This is a genomic window from Gallaecimonas mangrovi, from assembly GCF_003367375.1.
Classification (GTDB): domain Bacteria; phylum Pseudomonadota; class Gammaproteobacteria; order Enterobacterales; family Gallaecimonadaceae; genus Gallaecimonas; species Gallaecimonas mangrovi.
In genome coordinates, this window is sequence record NZ_CP031416.1 from 2,386,727 (window position 1) to 2,410,187 (window position 23,461).

The 23,461-nt window shown below is 52.5% G+C and carries 19 protein-coding genes; 8 read left to right on the forward strand and 11 right to left on the reverse strand.

What is annotated here, in order from left to right; translation table 11 throughout:
* Positions 1-61: 61 nt before the first annotated feature.
* The 3 genes from DW350_RS11450 to DW350_RS11460 form a co-directional block, all read right to left on the reverse strand.
* A complete protein-coding gene (locus DW350_RS11450) occupies positions 62-535 on the reverse strand; it encodes an NYN domain-containing protein (protein ID WP_115718995.1) in 474 nt (157 codons plus the stop codon).
* A 19-nt stretch (positions 536-554) separates the two neighbouring features.
* Positions 555-1,169: a MarC family protein gene (locus DW350_RS11455; RefSeq protein ID WP_115718996.1), complete on the reverse strand. Its 615-nt coding sequence runs from the start codon at positions 1,167-1,169 to the stop codon at positions 555-557.
* A 115-nt stretch (positions 1,170-1,284) separates the two neighbouring features.
* Positions 1,285-2,451, reverse strand: a complete 1,167-nt coding sequence (locus DW350_RS11460) for a mandelate racemase/muconate lactonizing enzyme family protein (RefSeq protein WP_115718997.1) — start codon at positions 2,449-2,451, stop codon at positions 1,285-1,287.
* Positions 2,452-2,556: 105 nt separating this feature from the next.
* On the opposite strand from DW350_RS11460, the gene DW350_RS11465 reads away from it, so the two are divergent.
* Both DW350_RS11465 and DW350_RS11470 read left to right on the forward strand, forming a co-directional pair.
* Complete coding sequence (locus DW350_RS11465) at positions 2,557-3,438, forward strand: LysR family transcriptional regulator (protein WP_115718998.1); 882 nt, start codon at positions 2,557-2,559, stop codon at positions 3,436-3,438.
* Between the two features lie 177 nt (positions 3,439-3,615).
* A complete protein-coding gene (locus tag DW350_RS11470; RefSeq protein ID WP_115718999.1) occupies positions 3,616-5,082 on the forward strand; it encodes an anion permease in 1,467 nt (488 codons plus the stop codon).
* A gap of 44 nt (positions 5,083-5,126) precedes the next feature.
* On the opposite strand, the gene pntB is transcribed toward DW350_RS11470, so the two are convergent.
* The 4 genes from pntB to cysB all read right to left on the reverse strand — a co-directional run bounded on the left by pntB (position 5,127) and on the right by cysB (position 11,050).
* The gene (gene pntB / locus DW350_RS11475) at positions 5,127-6,503 is read right to left on the reverse strand and encodes a Re/Si-specific NAD(P)(+) transhydrogenase subunit beta (protein WP_115719000.1); all 1,377 of its coding nucleotides are present in this window, start codon (positions 6,501-6,503) and stop codon (positions 5,127-5,129) included.
* A 4-nt stretch (positions 6,504-6,507) separates the two neighbouring features.
* The gene (locus tag DW350_RS11480; protein ID WP_115719001.1) at positions 6,508-8,043 is read right to left on the reverse strand and encodes a Re/Si-specific NAD(P)(+) transhydrogenase subunit alpha; all 1,536 of its coding nucleotides are present in this window, start codon (positions 8,041-8,043) and stop codon (positions 6,508-6,510) included.
* Positions 8,044-8,286: 243 nt separating this feature from the next.
* Positions 8,287-9,957, reverse strand: coding sequence for a GGDEF domain-containing protein (locus tag DW350_RS11485; protein WP_115719002.1), 1,671 nt, complete (start codon positions 9,955-9,957; stop codon positions 8,287-8,289).
* A gap of 118 nt (positions 9,958-10,075) precedes the next feature.
* Positions 10,076-11,050, reverse strand: coding sequence for an HTH-type transcriptional regulator CysB (cysB, locus tag DW350_RS11490; protein WP_115719003.1), 975 nt, complete (start codon positions 11,048-11,050; stop codon positions 10,076-10,078).
* A 146-nt stretch (positions 11,051-11,196) separates the two neighbouring features.
* Between cysB and DW350_RS11495 the strand changes: the two genes are divergently transcribed.
* A complete protein-coding gene (locus DW350_RS11495) occupies positions 11,197-11,964 on the forward strand; it encodes a hypothetical protein (RefSeq protein WP_115719004.1) in 768 nt (255 codons plus the stop codon).
* Between the two features lie 82 nt (positions 11,965-12,046).
* Here DW350_RS11495 and topA read toward each other — a convergent pair whose 3' ends face one another.
* On the reverse strand, positions 12,047-14,587 hold the full coding sequence (gene topA / locus DW350_RS11500; RefSeq protein WP_115719005.1) for a type I DNA topoisomerase: 2,541 nt from the start codon (positions 14,585-14,587) through the stop codon (positions 12,047-12,049).
* 220 nt (positions 14,588-14,807) lie between these two features.
* Between topA and astB the strand changes: the two genes are divergently transcribed.
* Together astB and DW350_RS11510 are read left to right on the forward strand one after the other, a co-directional pair.
* Positions 14,808-16,148 (forward strand): N-succinylarginine dihydrolase, encoded by a 1,341-nt coding sequence (gene astB, locus DW350_RS11505; protein WP_115719006.1) that lies wholly within the window; start codon positions 14,808-14,810, stop codon positions 16,146-16,148.
* A 115-nt stretch (positions 16,149-16,263) separates the two neighbouring features.
* Entirely contained in the window at positions 16,264-17,592 is a 1,329-nt protein-coding gene (locus DW350_RS11510) for a dicarboxylate/amino acid:cation symporter (RefSeq protein ID WP_115719007.1), read from the forward strand.
* 26 nt (positions 17,593-17,618) lie between these two features.
* Here the strand turns inward: DW350_RS11510 and DW350_RS11515 are convergent, their stop codons facing one another.
* Positions 17,619-18,410, reverse strand: coding sequence for a DUF3025 domain-containing protein (locus DW350_RS11515; RefSeq protein WP_226911316.1), 792 nt, complete (start codon positions 18,408-18,410; stop codon positions 17,619-17,621).
* A gap of 95 nt (positions 18,411-18,505) precedes the next feature.
* Between DW350_RS11515 and DW350_RS11520 the strand changes: the two genes are divergently transcribed.
* Both DW350_RS11520 and DW350_RS11525 read left to right on the forward strand, forming a co-directional pair.
* Positions 18,506-19,252, forward strand: a complete 747-nt coding sequence (locus DW350_RS11520; RefSeq protein ID WP_115719008.1) for an HAD-IIA family hydrolase — start codon at positions 18,506-18,508, stop codon at positions 19,250-19,252.
* Positions 19,253-19,362: 110 nt separating this feature from the next.
* Positions 19,363-20,979, forward strand: coding sequence for a M28 family metallopeptidase (locus DW350_RS11525; RefSeq protein ID WP_115719009.1), 1,617 nt, complete (start codon positions 19,363-19,365; stop codon positions 20,977-20,979).
* Here the strand turns inward: DW350_RS11525 and DW350_RS11530 are convergent.
* Positions 20,951-21,436, reverse strand: a complete 486-nt coding sequence (locus DW350_RS11530) for a glutathione peroxidase (RefSeq protein ID WP_115719010.1) — start codon at positions 21,434-21,436, stop codon at positions 20,951-20,953. The genes DW350_RS11525 and DW350_RS11530 overlap by 29 nt on opposite strands.
* Before the next feature lie 73 nt (positions 21,437-21,509).
* Between DW350_RS11530 and DW350_RS11535 the strand changes: the two genes are divergently transcribed.
* The gene (locus DW350_RS11535; RefSeq protein ID WP_115720629.1) at positions 21,510-23,099 is read left to right on the forward strand and encodes a cation:proton antiporter domain-containing protein; all 1,590 of its coding nucleotides are present in this window, start codon (positions 21,510-21,512) and stop codon (positions 23,097-23,099) included.
* Here the strand turns inward: DW350_RS11535 and DW350_RS11540 are convergent.
* Positions 23,050-23,430 carry a hypothetical protein gene (locus DW350_RS11540; protein WP_115719011.1) on the reverse strand — a complete coding sequence of 127 codons (381 nt, stop codon included), beginning with the start codon at positions 23,428-23,430 and terminating at the stop codon, positions 23,050-23,052. The genes DW350_RS11535 and DW350_RS11540 overlap by 50 nt on opposite strands.
* Positions 23,431-23,461 lie beyond the last annotated feature (31 nt).

Genomic DNA, 23,461 nt, shown 5'->3' on the forward strand with positions numbered 1-23,461 from the left:
AATAAGGCCAGTGCAAAGCCGAAAAGGGATGCCTAGTGGCGTTTAGGTCGGTACGGCATAGTTACAGCAGTAGATCAGTTTCGATGGCAATAAAGCGGCTGGCGGCTTGTACCAAGCTATTGGCGGTTAGGGCCTCAACACCATAAACCTCCACTTCTTTGCCCCAATCCTTACGCAGCTTATCGGCAAGCAAGGCAAAATCACCGTCGCCAGAAACCAGCACCACCACATCGGCCGCGGCGCCGTATTCCATGGCGTCAATAGTGATGCCCACGTCCCAGTCGCCTTTGGCAGAGCCGTCGGCTCGTTGAATAAAGGGTTTGAGCTTGACCTCAAAACCGATGGCTCTGAGGATATTTTGAAACTCCCGCTGCTTGGTGTCGCCGCGGTCTATGGCGTAGGCAAAGGCATGGGTAACCTTACGGCCAGCGGTCGCTTTGGCCCAAAACCGGTTGTAATCGAAATTGCGGCCAAAGCCTTGGCGAGCGGTGTAATAGACGTTTTGCACATCAACCAGCAGCAATACATTTTGCATCTATAACTGCCCTCGCCTTTTAGCCCAAGTGAATAACAAACTTTGCCCCTTCAATCACCATTTGCGTACCGATAACCGCCAAAATAAGCCCCATTAGCCGGGTAATAATACTCAGCCCACTTTTACCAATAGCCGCCAAAATGCGCCCGCTAAAGACAAAGCAAACAAAGGTAATAAGGCACAACAGCGCAAACACACTAAGGGTAATGGCGATACCGCTAATACCACCCGCCGCCGAATAGTTCATGGCCGTGGCAATGGTGCCAGGCCCTGCCAGCAAAGGGACTGCCAACGGCGAAATGGCAATGTCGGTGTCATCGTCGCCCTCTGCTGAATGCAGTTTAGAGCCGCCACCGTTGAGCATGTGATAGCCAATCACAAACACCAAAATGCCACCGGTAATGCGTAGCGCCGGCAAGGTAATGCCAAACAAATGAAAAATAGCCTTGCCGAGCAGTGAAAAGGCCATGATCACCACAAAAGTCAGCAGTAACGCCTTGGCCGCTATTTTCGATTGGCGAGCCTTGGGCTCATCCCCTGCCAGGGCGGCAAAAGCGGCAGTATTGGCGATGGGATTCATAATGGCAAAAAAACCCAAAAAGACGGTGACCACCTGGGTATAAAAATCGGCCATGTCTGCCGCCTCAACTAAAAACACCCTGGCATAGTAGGTAAATACTTGTAGCGGCTCAACTTTATGCAGACATCAAAAAAGGGGCCGCAGCCCCTTTTAGTTCGGCAATTGCCCTTTAGCGCGACAGCTTACTCATCTCGGCAAAGAGGTCGGCCTTACCTTCAAAACCAATGCCGGGCAGTTCCGGCAGGGTAATAAAGCCGTTATCGACCGCAACACCGTCAGGGAAACCGCCAAAAGGCTGGAACAAGTCAGGGTAAGACTCATTACCGCCAAGGCCGAGGCCGGCCGCAATATTAAGTGACATCTGGTGGCCGCCATGGGGAATGCAGCGGCTGGCGCTCCAGCCGTGCTCTTTGAGCATGTCCAAGGTGCGCAGGTATTCGACCAGGCCATAACTTAAGGCGCAGTCAAACTGCAGCCAGTCGCGGTCAGGCCGTAAGCCACCGTAGCGAATAAGATTGCGGGCATCTTGCATCGAGAATAAATCTTCGCCGGTGGCCATGGGGTTGGCGTAGTAACCGCGCAGCGTCGCTTGCAGTTCAAAATCTAACGGATCACCCGGCTCTTCATACCAGAATAAATCGTACTGCGATAAGGCCTTGGCATATTTAATGGCGGTGTCTAAATCAAAGCGGCCATTGGCATCAACCGCCAATTTCTGGCCGTCTTGCAGCACGCTTAAAATCGAGTCAATACGGCGCAGGTCTTCATCCAGTGAGGCGCCGCCTATTTTCTTTTTCACCACGGTGTAGCCGCGATCGATATAGCTGCGCATTTCGTCTTTGAGTTTATTGTGGTCTTGGCCCGGGTAGTAATAGCCACCAGCGGCATAAACAAAAATCTTGGGGTTGGCAGTGCCGTTACCGTAGCGGTCGGCCAATAGCTGAAACAGCGGCTTGTCCTCGATTTTGGCCACCAGATCCCAAAGCGCCATATCCAGGGTGCCAATGGCTACCGAACGCTCGCCATGGCCGCCGGGCTTTTCATTACTAAACATGGTTGCCCAGCATCGGTGAGGACAAAAATTGCTGGCACTGTCGTTTAGCAAACTGGTGGCGTCGGCTTCCAACAGGCGCGGAATGAAACGTTCGCGCATCAGGCTGCCTTGGCCATAACGGCCATTGGAGTTAAAGCCATAACCAACAACGGGTTTGCCGTTGCGTATCACGTCGGTAACCACCGCCACCAAGCTCAGGGTCATTTTACTGAAATCGATGTAGGCATTACGGATGGGGGAACTGATGGCAATGGTTTTTTCACGAATGTCGACGATTCTCATAATGCTCTCAGGCACGGGTGAATAATGAGGCTCATCTTAAGTAAAAAAGGCGCTACTATAATTCACTAAAACTGCTTTAATTATTTCCCTATGGTTAAAAGTGATATGACATCCGAGCTGAGTTTTTTTGTACTTTTGGCCCGCCACGCCAGTTTATCTGCCGCGGCGCGGGCGCTCGATATAACGCCCCCGGCCGCCACCAAACGCTTGGCACAACTGGAAAACCGTTTGGGCGTTCGCCTGGTTAACCGCACCACCCGCAGTGTGAGTTTGACCCCAGAAGGCGAGATTTACCTTGAGCACGCCAAGCGCCTGCTGGCGCAAATAGCCGCTATGGAAGAGGCCGTTACCAGCCAGGCTGGCAAGTTAGTTGGGCAAATTACCGTCAATACCACCTTGGGGTTTGGCCGCACCGTGATAGCCCCCTTGGTTTCAAAATTCGCCACCTTACACCCAGCTGTCGAAGTGCAGCTGTCTTTAACCGACAAACCGCTGGATTTAGTCGAAAACGGCATTGATATGGCCATTCGTTTTGGCGCCCTGCCCGACCAGCGCCTCAATGCCAGGCGCCTGATGAGTAACCAGCGCTTTTTATGCGCCGCGCCCCGCTATCTTGAAAAAAAAGGTGTGCCCCAGTGCCTTGATGACCTGCACCAGCACAACTGCATCATTCATCGCCAGAATGAAGACGCTTACGGCATTTGGCGCTTTTTACTGGGCGAGCACAGTGAAATTGTCAAGGTAAGCGGCAACTTGTCCAGCAACGACGGTGATGTGGTGCTGGGCTGGGCGCTTGATGGCCACGGCATTTTAATTCGCTCGGAATGGGACTTAAAAAAATACTTGGCCAGCGGCCGCCTGCAAGTGGTGCTGCCAGAATATCCACTACCCACCGCTGACTTGTACCTTTATTACCCCAGCAAAAGTCACCAAAGCGCCAGGGCCAGGGCTTTTATCGACTTTATGGTAGAGCAGCTACCGGCGTAGCCACAATGTTAAAAATACCGCGCGCAGAGCGGCCGATTTTTTAATGCATCGATGTAACGCCATGTAACTGACAATGCAGTAAAAAACTGACGCATGTCATCATTTGCTTTCATTTGAACCGTTACCCTTGTCTTACAATCTCGTCGCAATCCTGTTGCGGTGTCACAGGGAGTTTTTATGAAAGCAGGTGGCGTCAAAATCATACCTGGCGTTATTTCAATCGCCGTTACCCTTTTAATTTGGTTTGCGGTGCCGGTGCCCGATGGCGTATCTGCCGATGCCTGGCATTTATTGGCGCTGTTTGTCGGTACCGTGGTGGCCATTATTGGCAAGGTGATGCCTATTGGCGCCCTGGCCATTATTGCCATCACCCTGGTAGCGCTAACCGGCGTCACCAACGACAGCCCGGCAAAAGCGATAAAAGATGCCTTAAGCGGCTTTTCCAATTCGCTTATCTGGCTGATTGGTGTGGCCATTATGATCTCCCGAGGCTTGGCAAAAACCGGCCTGGGTAACCGCATTGGCTATTACTTTATTTCGCTGTTTGGCAAGAAAACGGTTGGCATTGGCTATGCGCTGGCCATTTCTGAACTGGTGATTGCGCCAGTAACCCCCAGCAATACTGCGCGCGGCGGCGGCATTATTCACCCAATCATGAAGTCGATTGCCAGTAGCTTTGGTTCCTCCCCCGAGCAGGGCACCTCTAAAAAAATCGGCCATTATCTGGCCTTGGTGAACTACCACATTAACCCGATTACGTCGGCCATGTTCATCACCGCCACCGCCCCTAACCCGTTAATTGTCAAACTGATAGCCGATGCGACCGGTGCCCAAATCAGCATCAGCTGGACCACCTGGGCACTGGCGGCACTGCTACCGGGGCTGATTTGTATCGCTCTGGTGCCGCTGGTGGTTTACGCCATATACCCGCCAGAAGTGAAAAGCACCCCCGATGCCCGCACTTTTGCCAAAACCAAACTGGCCGAGATGGGCCCCATGAGCTTTGGCGAGAAGGTCATGATTGCGGTGTTTGCCATGCTGCTCGTGCTGTGGGCGGGGGTGCCAGCAATGATTTTTGGCCCGGCCTTGGCCGTGAATACCACCGCAGTGGCCTTTTTAGGTTTGGCGGTGCTGCTGATAAGCGGCGTATTAACCTGGGAAGATGTGCTGAAAGAAAAATCAGCCTGGGACACCGTGGTGTGGTTCTCGGCCTTGGTCATGATGGCAACCTTCCTCAATAAACTGGGGCTGGTGCACTGGTTCTCTACCGTGGTACAAAGCGGCATTCAGGGCTTTGGCTTCGGCTGGGAAGTGTCAGCGCTGATTTTGGTAGCCACCTATTTTTATGTGCATTACTTCTTTGCCAGCACCACCGCCCACATTACTGCCATGTTCGCCGCCTTCTATGCCGCCGGTCTGGCTCTGGGGGCACCGCCGCTTTATTTGGCGCTGCTGCTGGCTGGCGCGTCCTCACTGATGATGTCACTTACCCACTACGCCACCGGCACCTCACCCATCATTTTTGGCTCTGGTTACGTGTCCATGGAAGACTGGTGGATAATGGGCTTTATTATGAGTGTGGTGAATCTGGCGGTATGGGCCATTGTTGGCGGGGTATGGTGGAAAATACTCGGTTATTGGTAAACCAATCTGGCCATCAAAAAAGGCACCCGAAGGTGCCTTTTTTATTAGAGGTTTTGCACTATGGCTTCAACACTCTTCTTGGCATCACCAAACAGCATTGCGGTGTTGTCGCGGAAGAACAATGGGTTTTGTACCCCGGCGTAACCGGTGTTCATGGAGCGCTTAAAGACCACCACTTGTTTGGCTTTCCACACTTCCAACACCGGCATCCCGGCAATGGGGCTGCCGGGATCTTCAGAGGCAGCCGGGTTGACGGTATCGTTGGCACCAATGACCAGCACCACATCGGTGTCACTGAAATCATCATTGATTTCATCCATTTCCAGCACGATATCGTAAGGCACCTTGGCTTCGGCCAGCAGCACGTTCATGTGCCCAGGTAAGCGCCCTGCTACCGGGTGAATACCAAAGCGCACCTTCACCCCTTTCGCCCGCAGTTTGGCGGTTAAATCGGCCACCGGATATTGCGCCTGGGCCACAGCCATACCGTAGCCGGGAGTGATAATAACCGACTCAGCGTTATTCAGTGCCTCGGCCACGTCTTCGGCGCGGATCTCGGTGTGCTCACCTTCAACCTCTTCGCTGCTGGCCACGGCATCGTTACCAAAGCCGCCAGCGATAACGGAAATAAAGGAGCGGTTCATGGCCTTACACATGATGTAAGACAAAATGGCGCCGCTGGAGCCCACTAAGGCGCCGGTTACGATCAACAGATCGTTGCCCAGCATAAAGCCCGCTGCCGCCGCTGCCCAACCGGAGTAGGAATTGAGCATTGAGATAACCACCGGCATGTCGGCGCCACCAATACTGGCCACCAAATGCCAGCCAAATACCAAGGCGATAATGGTCATCAGCAGCAGTGCAAAGCCGCTCTCGCCGCCACTGGTAACAAAGCAAAGCAGCAAGGCAAAAGAGGCCACCAACGCGACCAAGTTGAGCTTGTGGCGATGGGGCAGCATCAGCGCTTTGGAGGCAATAATGCCCCGCAGCTTACCAAAGGCAACAATAGAACCGGTGAAAGTAACAGCGCCGATAAAGACCCCTAGGAACACCTCGGTCAGGTGAATACCCAGCATGGCACCGGTCATCTGTTCGTGGCTAAGCCAGGAGTTATAGCCCACCAACACCGCGGCCAGGCCAACAAAGCTGTGCAAAATCGCCACCAGCTCAGGCATTTGTGTCATTTCCACTTTCAGCGCCAGCCGCGCACCGATAGCGCCGCCTATGACCATCGCTAAAATGATCCAGGTAAGGCCAAAAACGTTGGGGCTCAACACGGTCGCAAGCAGGGCTACCGCCATACCAATAATGCCCAGCACATTGCCACGTTTGGCGGTTTCTTGCTTTGAAAGGCCGGCCAGAGCGCCAATAAAACACAGCGCTGCAATGATGTAAGCCGCACTTACCAATCCATGAGACATCGACTTACCCCTTTTGGAACATTTTCAGCATACGGCGAGTCACGGTAAAACCGCCGACGATATTGACAGTGGCAACCAGTATCGCCAGGAAGGCAAGTATGCCCGTTAAGCCCCCGGAGCCGGCCTGCAATAACGCGCCCACCACGATAATGCCGCTAATGGCATTGGTGACCGACATCAGCGGCGTATGCAAAGAGTGAGTGACATTCCACACCACGTAATAACCCACCACGCAGGCCAGCACGAAAACGGTGAAATGCGACAAAAAAGCAGCCGGTGCGGCATCCGCCACCCAGGCGAAGGCTAAAAGGCCAAGCGCCGCCAGCACATACTTTTTACGGCCAGGCGCTTTGGGCGCCGCCTCTTCGGTTTCAGTATTTGGTTTGGCCTGGGCCTGCGGTTTTGGCTTGGGCGCGGCAGAAACGGAAATAGCCGGTGGAGGGAAGGTCACTTCGCCTTCTTTGACCACGGTCATGTTACGTAGCACCACATCATCAAAATCAATATTGATGTTGCCGTCTTTTTCCTTGCACAGCAGTTTGGCTAAGTTAACCAAGTTAGTGGCATACAAGGTGGAGCTTTGCCCGGCCAGGCGGCTGGCCAAGTCGGTATATCCCAAAATAACAACGCCATTGTCGGATTTGCTGCGCTTACCCGGTTTGGTTAGCTCGCAGTTACCGCCATTGGGCGCGGCTAAATCCACAATCACCGAGCCGGGTTTCATGGCTTTGACCATGTCGCGGGTAATGAGCTTTGGCGCGGGCTTACCGGGAATAAGCGCCGTGGTGATGATAATGTCGACTTCTTTGGCCTGCTCCATAAACAGCGCCATTTCGGCATCAATGAAAGCTTGGCTCATCTCTTTGGCATAGCCATCGCTACTGCTGCCTTCGTCCTCATCGAGCTGCACTTCTAAAAAGTCGGCGCCCATGGACTGAATTTGTTCTTTCACCTCAGGGCGGGTGTCAAAAGCGCGGACCTGAGCGCCAAGGCTGCCGGCAGCACCAATGGCGGCAAGGCCAGCGACACCGGCGCCAATTACCAGCACCTTGGCGGGGGGAACCTTACCGGCGGCAGTAATTTGGCCGGTGAAAAAGCGCCCAAAGGCATTCGCCGCTTCCACCACCGCCCGGTAACCGGCAATGTTGGCCATTGACGACAGTGCATCCAAAGACTGCGCACGGGAGATACGTGGCACCATGTCCATGGCCAGCACATTGACTTGCTGTTTGTTGAGTTTTTCAATTAACTCGGGGTTTTGCGCCGGCTGAATAAAACTCACCAAGGTCGCGCCCGGCTTTAAACGGGCGATTTCATCGTCGTTTGGTGCGTTGACTTTAAACACAAGGTCGCTGTCCCAGGCATCCCCCAGTTCAGCGCCAGCTTCTTGATAAGCGCTATCGTCAAAGCTGGCCCCTTTACCCGCCCCACTCTCAATGGTGGTGCTAAAACCAAGTTTTTGAAGCTCAGCCACCGATTTAGGGCTTGCTGCAACCCGGTTTTCACCGGTTAATGACTCTGCTGGTATGCCTATACGCATGCCATCTCCATGAATAAGATGCCCAACTAACTATGTTAGCCGGGCATGTGAGTGTTGAATGCTTTTATTATGTGTAACAGATCTAACACGGGGGATGGCAAGTTCTTTTTGTTCTATGACTATGCCGGGCATAAAAAAACCCGGCCAATAATTGGCCGGGTAAACAGTCAGCAGAGTAGTTGAAAGCTTGTAAGCTTCGAGAAAAAGTCTATGCCCCTTGTTGTTGCCATCTTTTGATGCAGATTAATTTTGCTGGCGATCTTTAATCGAAGTGACGTTATCTGGGGCCTGTTCTGACTCATCTAAGCTGTTCTGGCGATAGATCTGATTACGCCCGGCTTCTTTTGCTTGATAAAGCAGCACGTCGGCACGGGATAACATTTGTTCAAAGCAGCTGTCTTCAGCACTTCTTGATACCACCCCGGCGCTAACGCTAATGGCAATGCGCTCATGGGGGTTAAGGGTAAACGACTGCACACTTAGCCGGTGCTTAAGCCGCCTGGCCATGGCCATTGCCGCTTCAATGCCACTGTCTGGCAGCAAAATGGTAAATTCTTCGCCGCCAATGCGGCCAACAAAATCCCCAGAACGAATGGTATTTCGTAGCACTTCACCGAGATGGCAAAGCACCAAGTCACCGATATCGTGGCCGTAGTTGTCGTTAATACGCTTGAAATGGTCAACATCAATCATGATAAGCGCCAGTGGACTCAAGTCTCGAACGGCGGCGGCAAAACTGCGATGCCCGGCTTCCATCAATGCCCGGCGATTGCCGGTGCCGGTTAATGGGTCGGTATAAGCCTGGGCGCGCAGCTCTTCTTCAATATCGTGGCGCATATTAATTTCGCGGCTAAGGTGCTTATTTAAACGCCTAAATTGATACACCACTAACAGCGCCACCATAAAGGCCAAGGCAAACAAGGTGGCAGGCCAGTTCCAGGCATTTTTTTGCGACTGCGGATTAAACAGAAAGCCGTTTAAATCAGGATGCTCTGAAATAAGCCCCAGCTGCAGGGTAAGGTCCAAAATACGTTCCCAGCGGCCCCGGTTCATATGGCCAATAGCCACTAAATCCGGCATCACCAGTTCACGTATTTGTTGGCCTTCAAAGCGCAGCTGATCAAGAGACTTTTGCGGTGCATACTTGCTATGAATGAGCCTGGCGGTGCCATCAATATTGTCCAGTGCCGTTTGCCAGCCCTTAAGGGTGGCTTGGCGAAAACGTTCCACCATTTGTGGATGACGCTGTGCCAACTGTTGGCTAGTAATTAAAATGTCGCCATAAAAATCAACGCCGTAAGCTCTGGGTTCAATCAACCGATAGCCGATCCCTTTCTTGTCGAGAACATAGGGCTCGTTACTTTTATAGGCGGCATAGGCGTCGGTGTGGCCATTAATAAGTGCGTTGATACTAAATTCGCTGGGGACCCAATGGAGGGTATTGAGTGGAATGCTTTCCATGGGAAAAGGCGCCAGCAAATCCACCATTTGCTCTTGTGGCTGAGCGCTCATCAAACGTTTACCGGATAAGTCATGAAGGGTACGAATGCCGCTACTTTTTAGCACCAGCCAAACCAGAGGCGAGTGTTGAAAAATAGCAGCAACGGCCACTATTGGCTGGCCTTCGGCATAAGCGGCAACGGCGCCAGCGCCGGTCACCGCAAACTCAACCTGCCCGTTAGCCACTTCGCTAATTCCGCCCGGCAGGCCTGGGCCGTTCTCGAGCAAAGTGACGTCAAAACCGGCATCACGGTAATAGCCGTACTCTTTGGCTACGTAATAGCCAGCAAACTGGAACTGATGTTTCCAACGTAATTGCACCCGCACCGGTTCAAGGGCGGCAGCCGGAAAACTCGTTAGTAAGAAAATCCATAGCCAAAGACAATATTCCCAGCGCACGATGTTCGTCCTCATCGCTTTACCCGGTTGGGCTCAAGCTGACTCAACCTCTAGTTTTGGTCAAAAATTGCACTTTTGGAATATTAATTGTCTTTAAACGAAATGATCCAGTCCTGACGTCAAATATTTGTCACTAGCGTACTGGCAGCGAGATGTTGGTAAATAAGGCCTCGACCGCTTCGCTGTCGCGCAGGCGAATAGCCTCATCGACCAGGTTACGATTAAGGTGCGGGGCAAAACCTTCAATAAAGTCATACATATACCCACGCAAAAAGCTGGATTTACGAAAACCAATTTTAGTGGTTGAGGCCCTGAAAAGATGGCTGGCATCAATAGCCACCAAGTCGTGGTCCTGTTCGGCATCAAACGCCATGGACGCGATAACCCCTACCCCAAGCCCCAACCTAACGTAGGTTTTGATGACATCGGTATCGGTAGCGGTAAAGACAATTTGCGGCTCCAGGCCTTTTTTGGCAAAACCTTCGTCCAGGTCAGAGCGGCCAGTAAAGCCAAAAACGTAGGTAACCAACGGGTACTTGGCCAGGTCTTCAATTCCTACCGAGTCTAACGCCAGCAGCGGGTGATCTTTTTTCACCACGATAGAGCGGTTCCAGTGGTAGCAAGGCAGCATGATCAGGTCGTCGTACAAATGCAGCGCTTCGGTGGCAATGGCAAAATCAGCATCGCCCCTAACCACGGCTTCGGCAATTTGCGTTGGCGTGCCCTGGTGCATGTGCAAAGACACTTTCGGATAACGGTCGATAAAACGGCGAATAACCGATGGCAGGGCGTAACGGGCCTGGGTGTGAGTGGTTGCAATGTGCAGCTTGCCACGGTCGGGTTGGGTGTGTTCAAAGGCCACCGAACGAATGGCATCGGCCTTGTTCAACATTTCTTCGGCAATGGCAATGATGGCCTTCCCGGCAGGGGTTACGTGCGTTAAGTGCTTGCCACTACGGCCAAAAATTTGCACACCCAGCTCGTCTTCCAGCATGCGAACCTGCTTAGAAATACCGGGCTGAGAGGTATATAGGCTCTCGGCTGTGGCTGAAACATTGAGGTTGTGATTCCGAACCTCAACGATGTAACGCAACTGCTGCAACTTCATTGATTGGGGGCTCCAAGGCCATTTATGCCAAAAAAGTATAACTTATCCGGGTTCTATATCATCACGCAAATGGTTGATAAGCTATCGGAATAGCGGGACATCCTATACAATTCTTTTGATACGCCCCGGCGCAACAGGACAATAACATGATGATCTACATTGTGATTGCCGTGATAGCAGTACTGCTGGTAGGGATAGTTTTAATCAATGTCGTCCAGCAACAACGGCAAAAGCAAGAAGCCGAAAGGCGTCAGGAGCTTGCTAAACAAAAAGCCATAGTGGACGAAACCGAGTCCTTACTGCCTATTGCTGGCCAAATGCCCATCTCCTCGCATTTGGTAGCCATGCTCTATGGCCGCCTAGCCGAAGCGCTGATGGCGGCTTACCGCATCGGTAACGACAGCTCGATGAAAAAACGAGCCGAAGATGCCCTACTCCAGCAAAAACAAGCGCTGCAAAGTTTTCGCGCCAGCGACGATAACTTACGCCTACCCGATAACGAGCAGCAAATGGTGCAGCTGTTACAGGCCATTAAACTGCTGATTGCGGTGCTACGTACCGAGTTCAATAAAGGCAAGGTTGAAGCCGAGGTATTCCGTACCGAGTCTGCCTTTTTGGACCGTATTCGCTTAAAGATTAATGTTGAGGGGCTTATCTCGCGCGGCGTGTCCGCCAAATTGATTAAGCAAGTGGGCTCCGCTCGCCAGTTCCTCAATAAAGCCAAACAGTTGGCATCAACCCAGGCACACCAAGACAATTACCTGCGCGGTAAATTGTCTGAAATTCAGCTGCATTTGGACGAACTCAATGCCGCTAGCGCCAGTGCCATGGTGCAAAAACCGCCGAAAAAGGAAAACGAACCGCAGCAACCCGACGACGTGGATTTGTTGTTTTCACCGAAAAAGAAGTGGTGATAGGTACTTTGGGCCATCAAAAAAACCGCCAATTGGCGGTTTTTTTATTGATGAAAAAGGCCTCCGTCTGGAGGCCTTTGCCTTACTTGCCGTTATCCACCCATTTGCCGTTCTCGTAGAACGCCATCCAGCTGGTGGCCTTACCGTCGGCTTTTTCAGAGCCTACGTACTGGCTTTTGGTCTTGCGCGAGAACTTCACGACCGTTGGATTACCGTCTTTGTCTTTAACGGGAGCCTTGGCCAGATATTTAAATTTCTCTGGCAGGCGGTCGGCAAAGCGCTTGAGCTCCTCAACCTTGGGCGCCCGGGTTTCCCGCGATTTGGGGAAGGTATTAGCGGCCAAGAAAATACCGGCAGCACCATCACGCAGCACAAAGTAAGCGTCAGATTTTTCGCACTTAAGCTCGGGCAGTGGCACCGGATCTTCCTTCGGTGGTGCCGGCTCGCCGCTGCGCAAAATCTTGCGGGTATTTTTACATTCCGAGTTGGTACAACCGAAATATTTACCAAAGCGGCCGTTTTTAAGCTCCATATCCGAGCCGCACTTGTCGCACTCGATAACGGGGCCGTCGTAGCCTTTGAGCTTAAACTCACCAGTTTCCAGCACATAGCCGTCACAGTCGGGGTTGTTACCACAAACGTGCAGCTTGCGCTTGGCGTCAACCAGGTAGGAGTCCATGGCGGTGCCACATTTGGGGCAACGCTTTTTGGCCATCAGTGCGTTGGTTTCGCCTTCTTCGTCATCCACATTAATCACCTCCTCGCCGGGGGTGAGGTTAATGGTGGTTTTGCAGCGCTCTTTCGGCGGCAAGTTATAACCTGAACAGCCAAGGAACACCCCGGTTGAAGCGGTACGAATACCCATTTTACGGCCACAGCTGGGGCAGTCGATGTCGGTCATCACCATGGCGTTACCGCGCATGTTTTCGTCGGCATCGTCCAAGCGCTTTTTAAAGTCGCCGTAGAATTCGTCCAGTACCGCGTGCCATTCACGGGCGCCGTTGGCAATACCGTCCAGCTCGTCTTCCATGCGGGCGGTAAAATCGTAGCTCAACAGGTTGGTGAAGTTTTCCACCAGACGGTCGTTAACGATTTCGCCCATTTTCTCAGCATAGAAACGGCGGCTTTCCACCTTCACATAACCACGGTCTTGGATGGTGGATATGATAGCGGCGTAGGTTGACGGCCGGCCAATTCCCCGTTTTTCCAGCTCTTTTACCAAAGAGGCTTCGGTAAAACGGGCTGGCGGCTTGGTAAAGTGCTGTTTCGGGTCCAGGGCTTTAAGGTCAAGGTTTTCACCGATAGCGACATTGGGCAGCTGCTCGTCGTCGTCTTTGCGCTTCATCGGCGTCAGCACCCGCGTCCAACCGTCAAAGCGCTGTACCCGGCCTTTGGCTTTGAGGGTAAAGTCGCCGGCGGTCGCAGTAAGCTGCGTTACGTCATAAACCGCGTTGGTCATCTGGCAGGCCACAAACTGGCGCCAAATAAGTTCGTAAAGGCGCTGGGCGTCACGTTCGACATCCAGCGTTTCTGATTTAACGGTAACGTCGGAAGGACGAATCGCTTCGTGCGCTTCCTGTGCATTGGCTTTGGCACCGTAAGTCAGTGGATTAGCAGGCAAATAGTCCTTGCCGTACTCACTGCCAATAAAGCCCCGTAGCGCGTCTACAGCCTCTTTACTGAGGTTGGTGGAGTCGGTACGCATGTAAGTGATGTAACCGGCCTCATAGAGGCGCTGAGCCATCATCATGGTCTTTTTCACCCCAAAGCCCAGCCGCGTTGATGCCGCCTGCTGCAAGGTTGAGGTAATAAAAGGTGCGCTAGGACGCGACTGACTGGGTTTGTCTTCGCGGTTAGTGATTTGATAGCTGGCGCCTTTTAGTGCCTTTACCGCCGCCATGGTTTGGTCTTCATTGACCGGCTTGAAGGCTTTGCCATCTTGGTGGGTAACCATCATCCGCAGCGCGCCTTCTTTGGCGGCAAGGTCAGCATGAAGATCCCAGTATTCTTCGGGGATAAAGGCGCGGATCTCGCGCTCACGATCCACCACCAGGCGAACCGCTACCGATTGCACGCGTCCGGCAGACAAACCGCGGGCGATTTTTTTCCACAGCAGTGGCGACACCATGTAACCCACCACCCGGTCCAGGAAGCGGCGCGCCTGCTGGGCGTTAACCTTGTCTTGGCTAACGTGGCTGGGTTGTTCAAAGGCCTGGGTAATGGCGTTTTTGGTTATTTCGTTAAACACCACGCGCTGGAAGCGGTCATCACTGCCACCAATCACCTCTTTAAGGTGCCAGGCAATGGCTTCCCCTTCCCTATCCAAATCCGTTGCTAGGTAGACTTTATCAGCCTTGGCTGCCAGGGATTTTAGCTCGGCAACGACCTTTTCCTTGCCGGGCAGAATTTCATAATGGGCCTGCCAATGGTTGTCTGGGTCGATACCCATCCTGGCCACCAACGGATTGGTGGTGGTTTTCTTGGCTTTGGCACTGCCGCTGCCACTGGTTGGCAGGTCACGAATGTGGCCAATGGAAGATTTTACGACGAAGTCCTTACCAAGATATTTATTAATGGTCTTAGCCTTGGCTGGGGACTCCACTATCACTAATGATTTTGCCATGTGTCTCTATACAGTTGGTTGGCGAAGCCCGTCCGGGACGGGCATATATAGTGCTTTGACTCTGTGGATGCAAGTTGCAAGCGAGAAGTCGTCTTTTTTTCTAATTAATTCAACTTATCCATCATTTGCAAGGCCAAGGTTAGTTTAGGCCCCCTCACAGGTATAATACGGTCAAGCTTTGCCGCCCCTTTAACTCAAAAAATCAGCAAAGGAACCGGGCATGAAACATTTCGAAGTTAATTTTGATGGCCTTGTTGGCCCCACTCACAATTATGCTGGCCTTTCCTTTGGCAATGTAGCATCCCTGTCAAATGCCAATAACCCGTCCAGCCCCCGCCAAGCGGCTAAGCAAGGCCTTAAGAAAATGAAGGCGTTGCATGACATGGGTATGAAACAAGGCGTTTTAGCGCCGCAAGAAAGACCCGACATGTTAACGCTGCGCCGCCTTGGTTTTACCGGTTCCGACGCGCAAGTGTTAGCCAAAGCCAGCCAGCAAGCACCGCACTTGTTGGCCGCCTGCTGTTCAGCATCCAGCATGTGGACAGCCAACGCAGCCACGGTCTCGCCTTCCGCCGATACCGCTGATGGCCGGGTGCATTTTACCCCCGCCAACCTGACTAACAAGTTTCATCGCAGCTTGGAGCCGGTGGTCACAGGGCGCATATTAAACGCCATTTTTGCTAACGAACGCCACTTTAAACACCACCAACACTTACCAGACAATGAACATTTTGGTGATGAAGGCGCCGCAAACCACACTCGGCTTTGCAGTCAGTATGGCCACAGCGGGGTGGAATTATTCGCTTACGGTCGCCAGGCATTTAATCCGGCAGCGCCAGCCCCCAAAAAGTTCCCGGCGCGGCAAACACTGGAAGCCTCACAAGCCATTGCCCGCCTGCATGGCCTCAATGAAGACACCGCCGTCTTTATGCAGCAAAACCCGGCGGTGATTGACGCCGGCGTCTTCCACAACGACGTGATTAGCGTCGGCAACCAGAACGTTTTGTTCTACCACCAAGATGCCTTTGCCAACACCGAGCGCGACTTTGCCGAAATTCGCCGCAAGTTTGCTGATGAACCCCTTTATTTTATCGAAGTTCCCCGCAACCAAGTCAGCATTAGCGAAGCGATAAAAACCTATTTATTTAATACCCAGATCATTACCTTGCCCGCAGGCCACATGGCCATTATTGCGCCAACTGAATGCCAAGAATCGGCACCCGTCAGCCGCTATTTGGCCGAACTTGTTGAACAAAACACCCCCATTAAAGAAGTGCGCTACATGGACGTAAAAGAATCCATGCGCAATGGTGGCGGCCCTGCTTGCCTGCGTTTAAGGGTGGCACTGAACGACCAAGAACTGGCGGCAACCAACCCCAACTGCCTGCTGGACGACGCACTTTTTAATACCCTTAATCATTGGGTTGATAAACACTACCGTGAGCAATTGCAGGTGGCCGACCTCGCCGACCCGGCACTGTTACAGGAAAGTCGCCAAGCGTTGGATGAATTAACGCAAATTTTGCAGTTGGGTTCGGTTTATCCATTCCAGCGCAATTGATAAAAGCCCGGCATTGCCGGGCTTTTTCGTGATCCAGGCCCACAGTGGTTGGTTGTTTGAAGCTGTCCTAAGCTGCTAGATTACCGCAGATTTGCTCGCAACTATTGGAAAGGCCATGACAAAAAAACAAGGAAAACTGGGCCTTACGGCACGTATCGTTATCGGTATGGTGCTAGGTTTCGTGGTTGGCCTTATTTGCCACTACCTAACCCCCGCCCCAGTGCCCGGTGCTACCCCAGGCTTTATTCAAACCTGGCTAACTCAGGGCATTTTTCAAATTGGCAGTCAGCTTTTTATTGCTTCATTAAAGATGCTGGTGGTGCCTTTGGTATTCGTTTCCCTCGTGTGCGGTACCAGCTCGCTATCTGATCCAGCCAAACTGGGCAGGCTCAGCCTTAAAACCATTGGTTTGTATCTTTTGACTACCGCCATTGCCATTACCCTGGCCATTGTTATGGCGCTGTTGATCCGCCCCGGCAGCGGTTTGGACCTGAAAGCCGACACCCATTTCCAAGCGTCAAAAGCACCTGATTTGGCCGATGTATTCGCCAACTTGGTGCCTTCTAATCCCATTGAAGCCATGGCCAATGGCAACATGCTGCAAATCATTGTGTTTGCGGTGCTATTTGGTATCGCTATTGCCTTAGCCGGTAAGGCCGGTGAGCGCATTGCCAAGCTATTTGATGACTTCAACGAAGTGATCATGAAGCTGGTTACCATCTTGATGAACCTGGCCCCTTACGGCGTTTTCTTCTTAATGGCCAAGCTATTTGCCAGCAAAGGCCTGGACACCTTAGGCAGCTTGGCGCTGTATTTCGGTTTGGTGATAGTGGTGCTGTTAATCCACGCTTTTGTTACCTACCCGGTGCTCCTGAAACTGCTGAGCGGCATGAACCCATTTTTGTTCCTAAGAAAAATGCGTGACGCAGCGCTGTTTGCCTTTTCCACCTCATCCAGCAACGCCACCTTGCCGGTCACGCTGGAAACCGTCACCAAAAAGCTTGGGGCCAAAAACTCCATTGCCTCTTTCACCATTCCCTTGGGCGCCACCATCAACATGGATGGCACCGCCATTATGCAAGGCGTGGCAACCGTCTTTATTGCCCAGGTTTACGATGTGCACCTGTCAATAAGTGACTTTTTGATGGTGATTGTCACCGCCACATTGGCATCTATCGGTACCGCAGGCGTGCCCGGTGTCGGCCTTATCATGCTGGCCATGGTGCTAAACCAAGTGAACCTGCCGGTAGAAGGCATTGGCCTGATTATGGGGGTTGACCGCTTGCTGGATATGACCCGCACGGCGGTGAATATCACTGGCGACTCCATGGTTACGGTGGTGGTTGCAAAATCAGAAGGTGAACTGGATACCGACGTCTATAACGACCCGAAAGCGGCGTTAAAAGACGAAGAAGTGCATATACCGCACCACAAGCCGAGTTAACAAAAAGGCCGCGCAAGCGGCCTTTTTTATAGCGGTGGCCGGGGTGTTGTTAATGGCCGAAAATATTGCACATTGTCATAAAACGCCGGGTTTTGGTTATCAGGCCACCAAAACGGCACCCCCAACAGCGGTAGCGGCGATAGCCGCTTTTTGTTATCCAGGGCGCCGGCTTTTAATACTTGGCAAAGTACCTTATCGAGATACTGATAACGGGCCGCCAACGGCAGTGCAAAAAAATCATCGCTGACAACCAGCGGGAACATCTTCGCGGTCAGCCCCAAATACGGGGTTAAACCTTGCTCGTACACCGCATGGCCAAAGACGTAGCCGCCTATGCTTTGCCCCCAACGCTCGCGGTTGGCCACAAATGCCCTCTGCCACTGGTGCTGGCGCAGGTCGTCTAACAAGGTTTTATCCGTTGCCACCACCAGCACCCCACACTCATCAAAGAGCGTTAGGCTGTCGCGGCGTAAGGTTCTTGGATGTAACCCATGCGCTTTGATATCCGCTACATGCAGCGCATTTAACTGCGCTTTGGTGTTAGGGAACAGTGCCCAGGCCAGGGCATTAAAAAGGTCGTGCCAATTGCGCTCTCGGGTCGGTACCCGCCCGGTTTCTAAAACCTGCGCTTCGTAGTATTCATCAGCCGGGCCTGCACAAAACTGTATCGTTTTGCCTGAGCAGGTGCGGGTGTCAGCGGCCAGCCAACGCTGTAACTCAGCCGGGCTCGGAAAATCGGCAAACGCGGCCAAGCCAGGAAAGAGCGCCTTCAAATCACCATAAAGGCCTTGTTCAAGAAAATGGCTTTGCCAACTCACCCTGATGTTCTCATGTCACAAAAGGCCGCCAGTGTAGCAAAGCGGCGGGCTTTTCTGGTATCACTGGCATAGGACAGACAACATTCAGAAAACCAATGAAAAATATCATCTGTGACATCGATGGCGTGCTGATGCACGACAACACTGCCGTGCCGGGCGCGGACGGTTTTATCAAACGGGTTTTAGAGCAAGGTAACCCCTTGGTGTTATTGACCAATTACCCGTCGCAAACCGCAAGGGACCTTCACAACCGTTTGGCAGCGGGCGGCATTGATGTACCGGAAGAAAAGTTTTATACCTCGGCCATGGCAACCGCCGACTTCCTGCGCCGCCAGGACGGCACCAAAGCCTATGTGATTGGTGATGGCGCTTTAACCCATGAGCTTTATCAAATTGGTTTTACCATTACCGACATCAACCCGGATTTTGTGATCATCGGTGAAACCCGTTCCTACAACTGGGACATGATCCACAAAGCCGCTTATTTTGTGGCCAACGGTGCCCGCTTTATTGCCACTAACCCTGATTTTAATGGCCCCAAGCAGAGCCCGGCTTGTGGCGCGCTTTGCGCGCCAATAGAACGTATTACTGGCCAGCAGCCGTTTTATGTGGGCAAGCCTTCCAGCTGGATTGTGCGCTCAGCCCTTAACCATATTGGTGCCCATTCCGAGAACACCGTGATCATTGGCGATAACCTGCGCACCGATATTCTGGCGGGTTTCCAGGCTGGCCTTGAAACCATACTGGTACTCTCTGGTGTTTCCACCCGCGAAGACATCGCCAAAATGCCGTTTAGGCCGAATCATATTTTCGACAGCGTTGGCGCCATCGACATAATTTAACAAAAAAGTCACGCCACTTACCGCAAAACCACAACATATAAACGTGCGGCAATTGGCGGCTTTCTTTGCCTGTGCCATGGTGAGCGCAGACCCTATCGAAGGACAATTGAATGAAAACCAGACTCAGCCTAATTGCCATGAGCCTGATGCTTGCAAGCAATGCCATTGCCGCCGTGCCCGGCGACGATTTAAGTGATGGCCTGAACGCCAAAAGTTACGGTCAGTTCGTTAAAACGCTTTCATCGGATGAATTTGCTGGCCGCCTGCCCGCTACCCAAGGTGAAACCAAAACCCTGGCTTATTTAACCGAGCAATTTAAACGCCTAGGCCTTAAACCCGGCTTTGGCGACAGCTACCTGCAAAGCGTGCCTTTGGTGGCCATTACCAGCCACCCCAGCGCCTTAACCCTGGGTAAGCTCAAGCTCGCCTACCTGCACGATATGGTGATTAACAGCCCCAAGGCGGTAGCCGACACCCAGATAAATAATGCCGATGTGGTTTTTGTCGGTTACGGCATTCATGCCCCAAAACTTGGCTGGGATGACTACAAAGGCATTGATGTTAAAGGCAAAGTGGTAGTGATGCTGGTCAACGACCCCGGGTATGCCACTGGCGATCAGCGTTTTGATGGTAAGGCAATGACCTACTATGGCCGCTGGGACTACAAGTTTGATGAAGCGGCCCGCCAAGGTGCCGTTGGCGCCCTGATTATTCACCAAACCGCACCGGCTTCTTACCCTTGGTCGGTGGTTGAAAACTCCTGGGGCGGCACTCGCTATGGCCTGGCCGGCGAAGATACCCCTAAATCTGAATTTTCAGGCTGGATAACCGAGGCCGCGGCGAAAAAACTCTTTGCCCAAGCCGGTTTAAATTTTGACAAAACCACGGCCGCCGCCGCTAAAGCGCCACTGGCAAAAAGTTTGAAGGCAAAGGCCAGCGTTACCATTCAAAGTGACGTTAAAAACACCGAGTCTCATAACGTCATGGCGGTGCTGCCCGGCCAAACCGACGAAACGGTGATTGTTACCGCGCACTGGGACCATTTAGGCACCGATCCTAGCCATAAAGACGACCCGATTTACAACGGCGCCATGGATAATGCGACCGGTACCGCTGGCCTTATTAGCCTGGCGCAGTCATTAAAAGGGCTTTATGAGGGCGACCACAAACCGCACCGCTCGGTGGCATTTTTGTCGGTTACGGCTGAAGAACAAGGGCTGCTGGGCTCCAAATACTATGTTCAGCATCCGGCCATTCCACTGGGTAAAACGGTGGCCGATTTAAACATGGACAGCCTGAATGTCTTTGGCCCCACCAAAGACATGGTGGTGGTTGGCCAGGGCAAAACCAGCCTGGAAACCCAGCTTACTGCCGCCCTTAAAAAACAGGGCCGGGTATTGGTGCCCAACAACAGGCCGGAAGCAGGCGGCTATTACCGCTCTGATCATTTCAATTTTGCCAAGGCCGGGGTGCCAGCCCTTTACACCGGTGGCGGCAGCCAGCCGTGGGATGCCGATATTGCGAAATACCGCGCCATGATGCAAAAGCGTCTAAAAGGTTGCTACCACAATGCCTGTGACGAATACCAGGATGACTGGGATCTACGTGGCGCCCTGTCCGATCTGCAGGTCTACCATGATGTGATAGAAGCCCTCGCCACCAGCAGGGACTGGCCAAGCTGGCAGCCAGGCGCGGAGTTTAGTCGCCCGGCTCAAGCCACTGAGTAATGGCTTGGGTTAGGCGCAGCGGCGCGGTACGTGGCGCATAACGCTTAACCCGGCCATCTGCTGCCACTAAAAACTTGGTAAAGTTCCATTTCACCGCCCGGGAGCCCATGACCCCGGGCGCTTTCTTTTTCAGCCAGTCAAAAAGCGGGTGCGTGTCAGGGCCATTAACCGCAATTGGCGAGAAAAGCGGAAAAGACACCCCAAAACGACTTTCACAAAAGTCAGAAATGGCTTGGTTGCTGTCCAGTTCCTGCTTTAAAAATTGGTCACAAGGAAAACCAAGCACCACTAACCCTTGCGGGCCAAACTGCTGCCACAGTTGCTCAAGCTCTTGGTATTGATTGGTAAAGCCACACTTACTGGCGGTATTGACCACCAACCACAACTTGCCTTGATAATGGTTGATATTGTCGGCAGTGCCGTCAATTCGCGTTAGCGGAATATTTTCAGGTTGCATAACATTATCGTAACGTATTGAAAAATAGATACGGTTATCATTGCGTAAACTTTAGCAGGGAACCATGACATTTATGAGTGCCATATTTATTGCCCTGGCTTTTTTTGGCGGGCTAACCGTTAGCCGTATTGGCCTCCCGCCTTTGGTCGGCTTTTTAATTGCCGGTTTTACCCTGCATGCTTTAGGTGTTCCCGCGCCAGCGGGGCTTCAGCACTTAGCGGACCTCGGTGTCACACTGCTGCTCTTTACCATCGGCCTGAAACTCAAACTAAAAAGCCTCATCAAGCCTGAAGTATGGGGCGCCACCACCGTCCATTTACTGGCATCAACGCTGCTGTTTACCCTGGGGATAGCCTTGGTGTCACTCACCGGGTTGATTGGCGGCGCCTTTAGCACCTGGCTAATTATTGCTTTTGCCTTAAGTTTTTCGTCTACCGTTTTTGCCGTCAAAGTGCTGGAAGATAAAGGTGATACCAGCTCCCTTTATGGCCGCTTAGCCATTGGTATTTTGGTGATGCAAGATATCTTCGCGGTGCTGTTTTTAACCTTTGCCCAAGGTAAAACACCGGCCATCTGGGCCCCTGCCCTCTTGGCACTGCCGTTAATCAGGCCGCTGCTGTTTCGCGTGCTTAATTGGTGCAGCAATTCCGAGCTGCAAAGTTTGGCGGGGCTTTTTTTGGCGCTGGTGGCAGGGGTAACGCTGTTTGATGCCGCCGGCCTTAAGCCAGATTTGGGTGCCCTGGTTATGGGCATGCTAGTGGCGGGCCACAGCCGCGCTGACGCCTTAAGTAAAACCTTGTTTAATTTAAAAGAACTGCTGTTGGTCGGCTTTTTCTTAAGCATTGGTTTTAATGGCTTACCCAGCTTGTCGATGCTGGCCATCGCCTTGGTATTGGTGCTGTTATTGCCACTGAAAACCGGTTTGTATTTTTGGGTGTTAAGCCGGTTTGGGTTGCGGGTCCGTACCGGCGTTCTGGCTTCACTATCTCTGGCCTCTTACTCGGAGTTTGGCCTGATCGTGGTCGCCTTGGGCGCCAAAGCCGGCCTTTTAGCGCCGCAATGGTTAACCGTTATCGCCATTGCTTTGTCGCTGTCATTTGCGTTGGCCTCGCCATTAAACACCTGGGCCGAAGCGGTTTATCGCAAATTAACCCCACACCTTAAGCCGCTTGAGCGGCGACGTTTACACCCCGAAGACGCCCCCATTGATATTGATGGTGCCAAAGTTTTGATCTTTGGCATGGGCCGGTTAGGCACCGGTGCCTACGACCAACTTAAAGCCGAGTTTGGAGACGCAGTACTGGGTATCGACCACGCCGTAGACAAGGTACTGGAGCATCAACAGGCCGAGCGGCAAGTCTTGGTTGGCGACGCCACCGACTCCGATTTCTGGTCAAAAATACGCCATGACGAAATGCTCGAACTGGTGCTACTGGCCATGCCTAACCACCACGGTAACCTCTTTGCCGCCGAAGAACTGAAAGAGCGGGGCTACCACGGCAAGGTAGCGGCGGTAGCGAAGTTTCCTGACGAAGTGGCAGAGCTAAAGGCGATGGGAATAGAAGTGTTTAATATATTTGAAGAGGCGGGCGCTGGCTTTGCCCGCCATGTGCTTAATATCGCTCGCCTTGGCCCCCAACGTCCTTATCATCAAGGACTTTAATGTCGGTAATGTGAAATGGCGTGCCCCACTGCTGGGTGGTCATCACATCTGTTGCCGCGCTACCTTGCACCTCGACCTTAAGACCGGGCCGCTTGAAGCTTTTATCAAGCCCAAGTGGCAGCCATTTACGGCCCTTGGCATCCACAATGCCGTAAAAGCCGCCTTCCATCGGTAAAAAGACCACCTCACCCACAAACTGCTCCTGCTTGGCTTCACCTTTTTGCACGGGCTTCTCCACGGTAAGGGGGGGCTTGTTGGCAACCTTGAAGGTCTTCTCGGGACTGGTGCTGTTATCGGCTTGACTGCAGCCACTCAAGGCTACGGCGGCCATTGCTAGTATCCATTTTGCTGACATCACATGC

Bases quoted from the DNA above. Each gene is read 5' to 3' on its own strand.
- DW350_RS11450 (WP_115718995.1), bottom strand. From the start codon at position 535: ATGCAAAATGTATTGCTGCTGGTTGATGTGCAAAACGTCTATTACACC.
- DW350_RS11455 (WP_115718996.1), bottom strand. From the start codon at position 1,169: ATGGCCGATTTTTATACCCAGGTGGTCACCGTCTTTTTGGGTTTTTTT.
- DW350_RS11460 (WP_115718997.1), bottom strand. From the start codon at position 2,451: ATGAGAATCGTCGACATTCGTGAAAAAACCATTGCCATCAGTTCCCCC.
- DW350_RS11465 (WP_115718998.1), top strand. From the start codon at position 2,557: ATGACATCCGAGCTGAGTTTTTTTGTACTTTTGGCCCGCCACGCCAGT.
- DW350_RS11470 (WP_115718999.1), top strand. From the start codon at position 3,616: ATGAAAGCAGGTGGCGTCAAAATCATACCTGGCGTTATTTCAATCGCC.
- pntB (WP_115719000.1), bottom strand. From the start codon at position 6,503: ATGTCTCATGGATTGGTAAGTGCGGCTTACATCATTGCAGCGCTGTGT.
- DW350_RS11480 (WP_115719001.1), bottom strand. From the start codon at position 8,043: ATGCGTATAGGCATACCAGCAGAGTCATTAACCGGTGAAAACCGGGTT.
- DW350_RS11485 (WP_115719002.1), bottom strand. From the start codon at position 9,957: ATGAGGACGAACATCGTGCGCTGGGAATATTGTCTTTGGCTATGGATT.
- cysB (WP_115719003.1), bottom strand. From the start codon at position 11,050: ATGAAGTTGCAGCAGTTGCGTTACATCGTTGAGGTTCGGAATCACAAC.
- DW350_RS11495 (WP_115719004.1), top strand. From the start codon at position 11,197: ATGATGATCTACATTGTGATTGCCGTGATAGCAGTACTGCTGGTAGGG.
- topA (WP_115719005.1), bottom strand. From the start codon at position 14,587: ATGGCAAAATCATTAGTGATAGTGGAGTCCCCAGCCAAGGCTAAGACC.
- astB (WP_115719006.1), top strand. From the start codon at position 14,808: ATGAAACATTTCGAAGTTAATTTTGATGGCCTTGTTGGCCCCACTCAC.
- DW350_RS11510 (WP_115719007.1), top strand. From the start codon at position 16,264: ATGACAAAAAAACAAGGAAAACTGGGCCTTACGGCACGTATCGTTATC.
- DW350_RS11520 (WP_115719008.1), top strand. From the start codon at position 18,506: ATGAAAAATATCATCTGTGACATCGATGGCGTGCTGATGCACGACAAC.
- DW350_RS11525 (WP_115719009.1), top strand. From the start codon at position 19,363: ATGAAAACCAGACTCAGCCTAATTGCCATGAGCCTGATGCTTGCAAGC.
- DW350_RS11530 (WP_115719010.1), bottom strand. From the start codon at position 21,436: ATGCAACCTGAAAATATTCCGCTAACGCGAATTGACGGCACTGCCGAC.
- DW350_RS11535 (WP_115720629.1), top strand. From the start codon at position 21,510: ATGAGTGCCATATTTATTGCCCTGGCTTTTTTTGGCGGGCTAACCGTT.
- DW350_RS11540 (WP_115719011.1), bottom strand. From the start codon at position 23,430: ATGGCCGCCGTAGCCTTGAGTGGCTGCAGTCAAGCCGATAACAGCACC.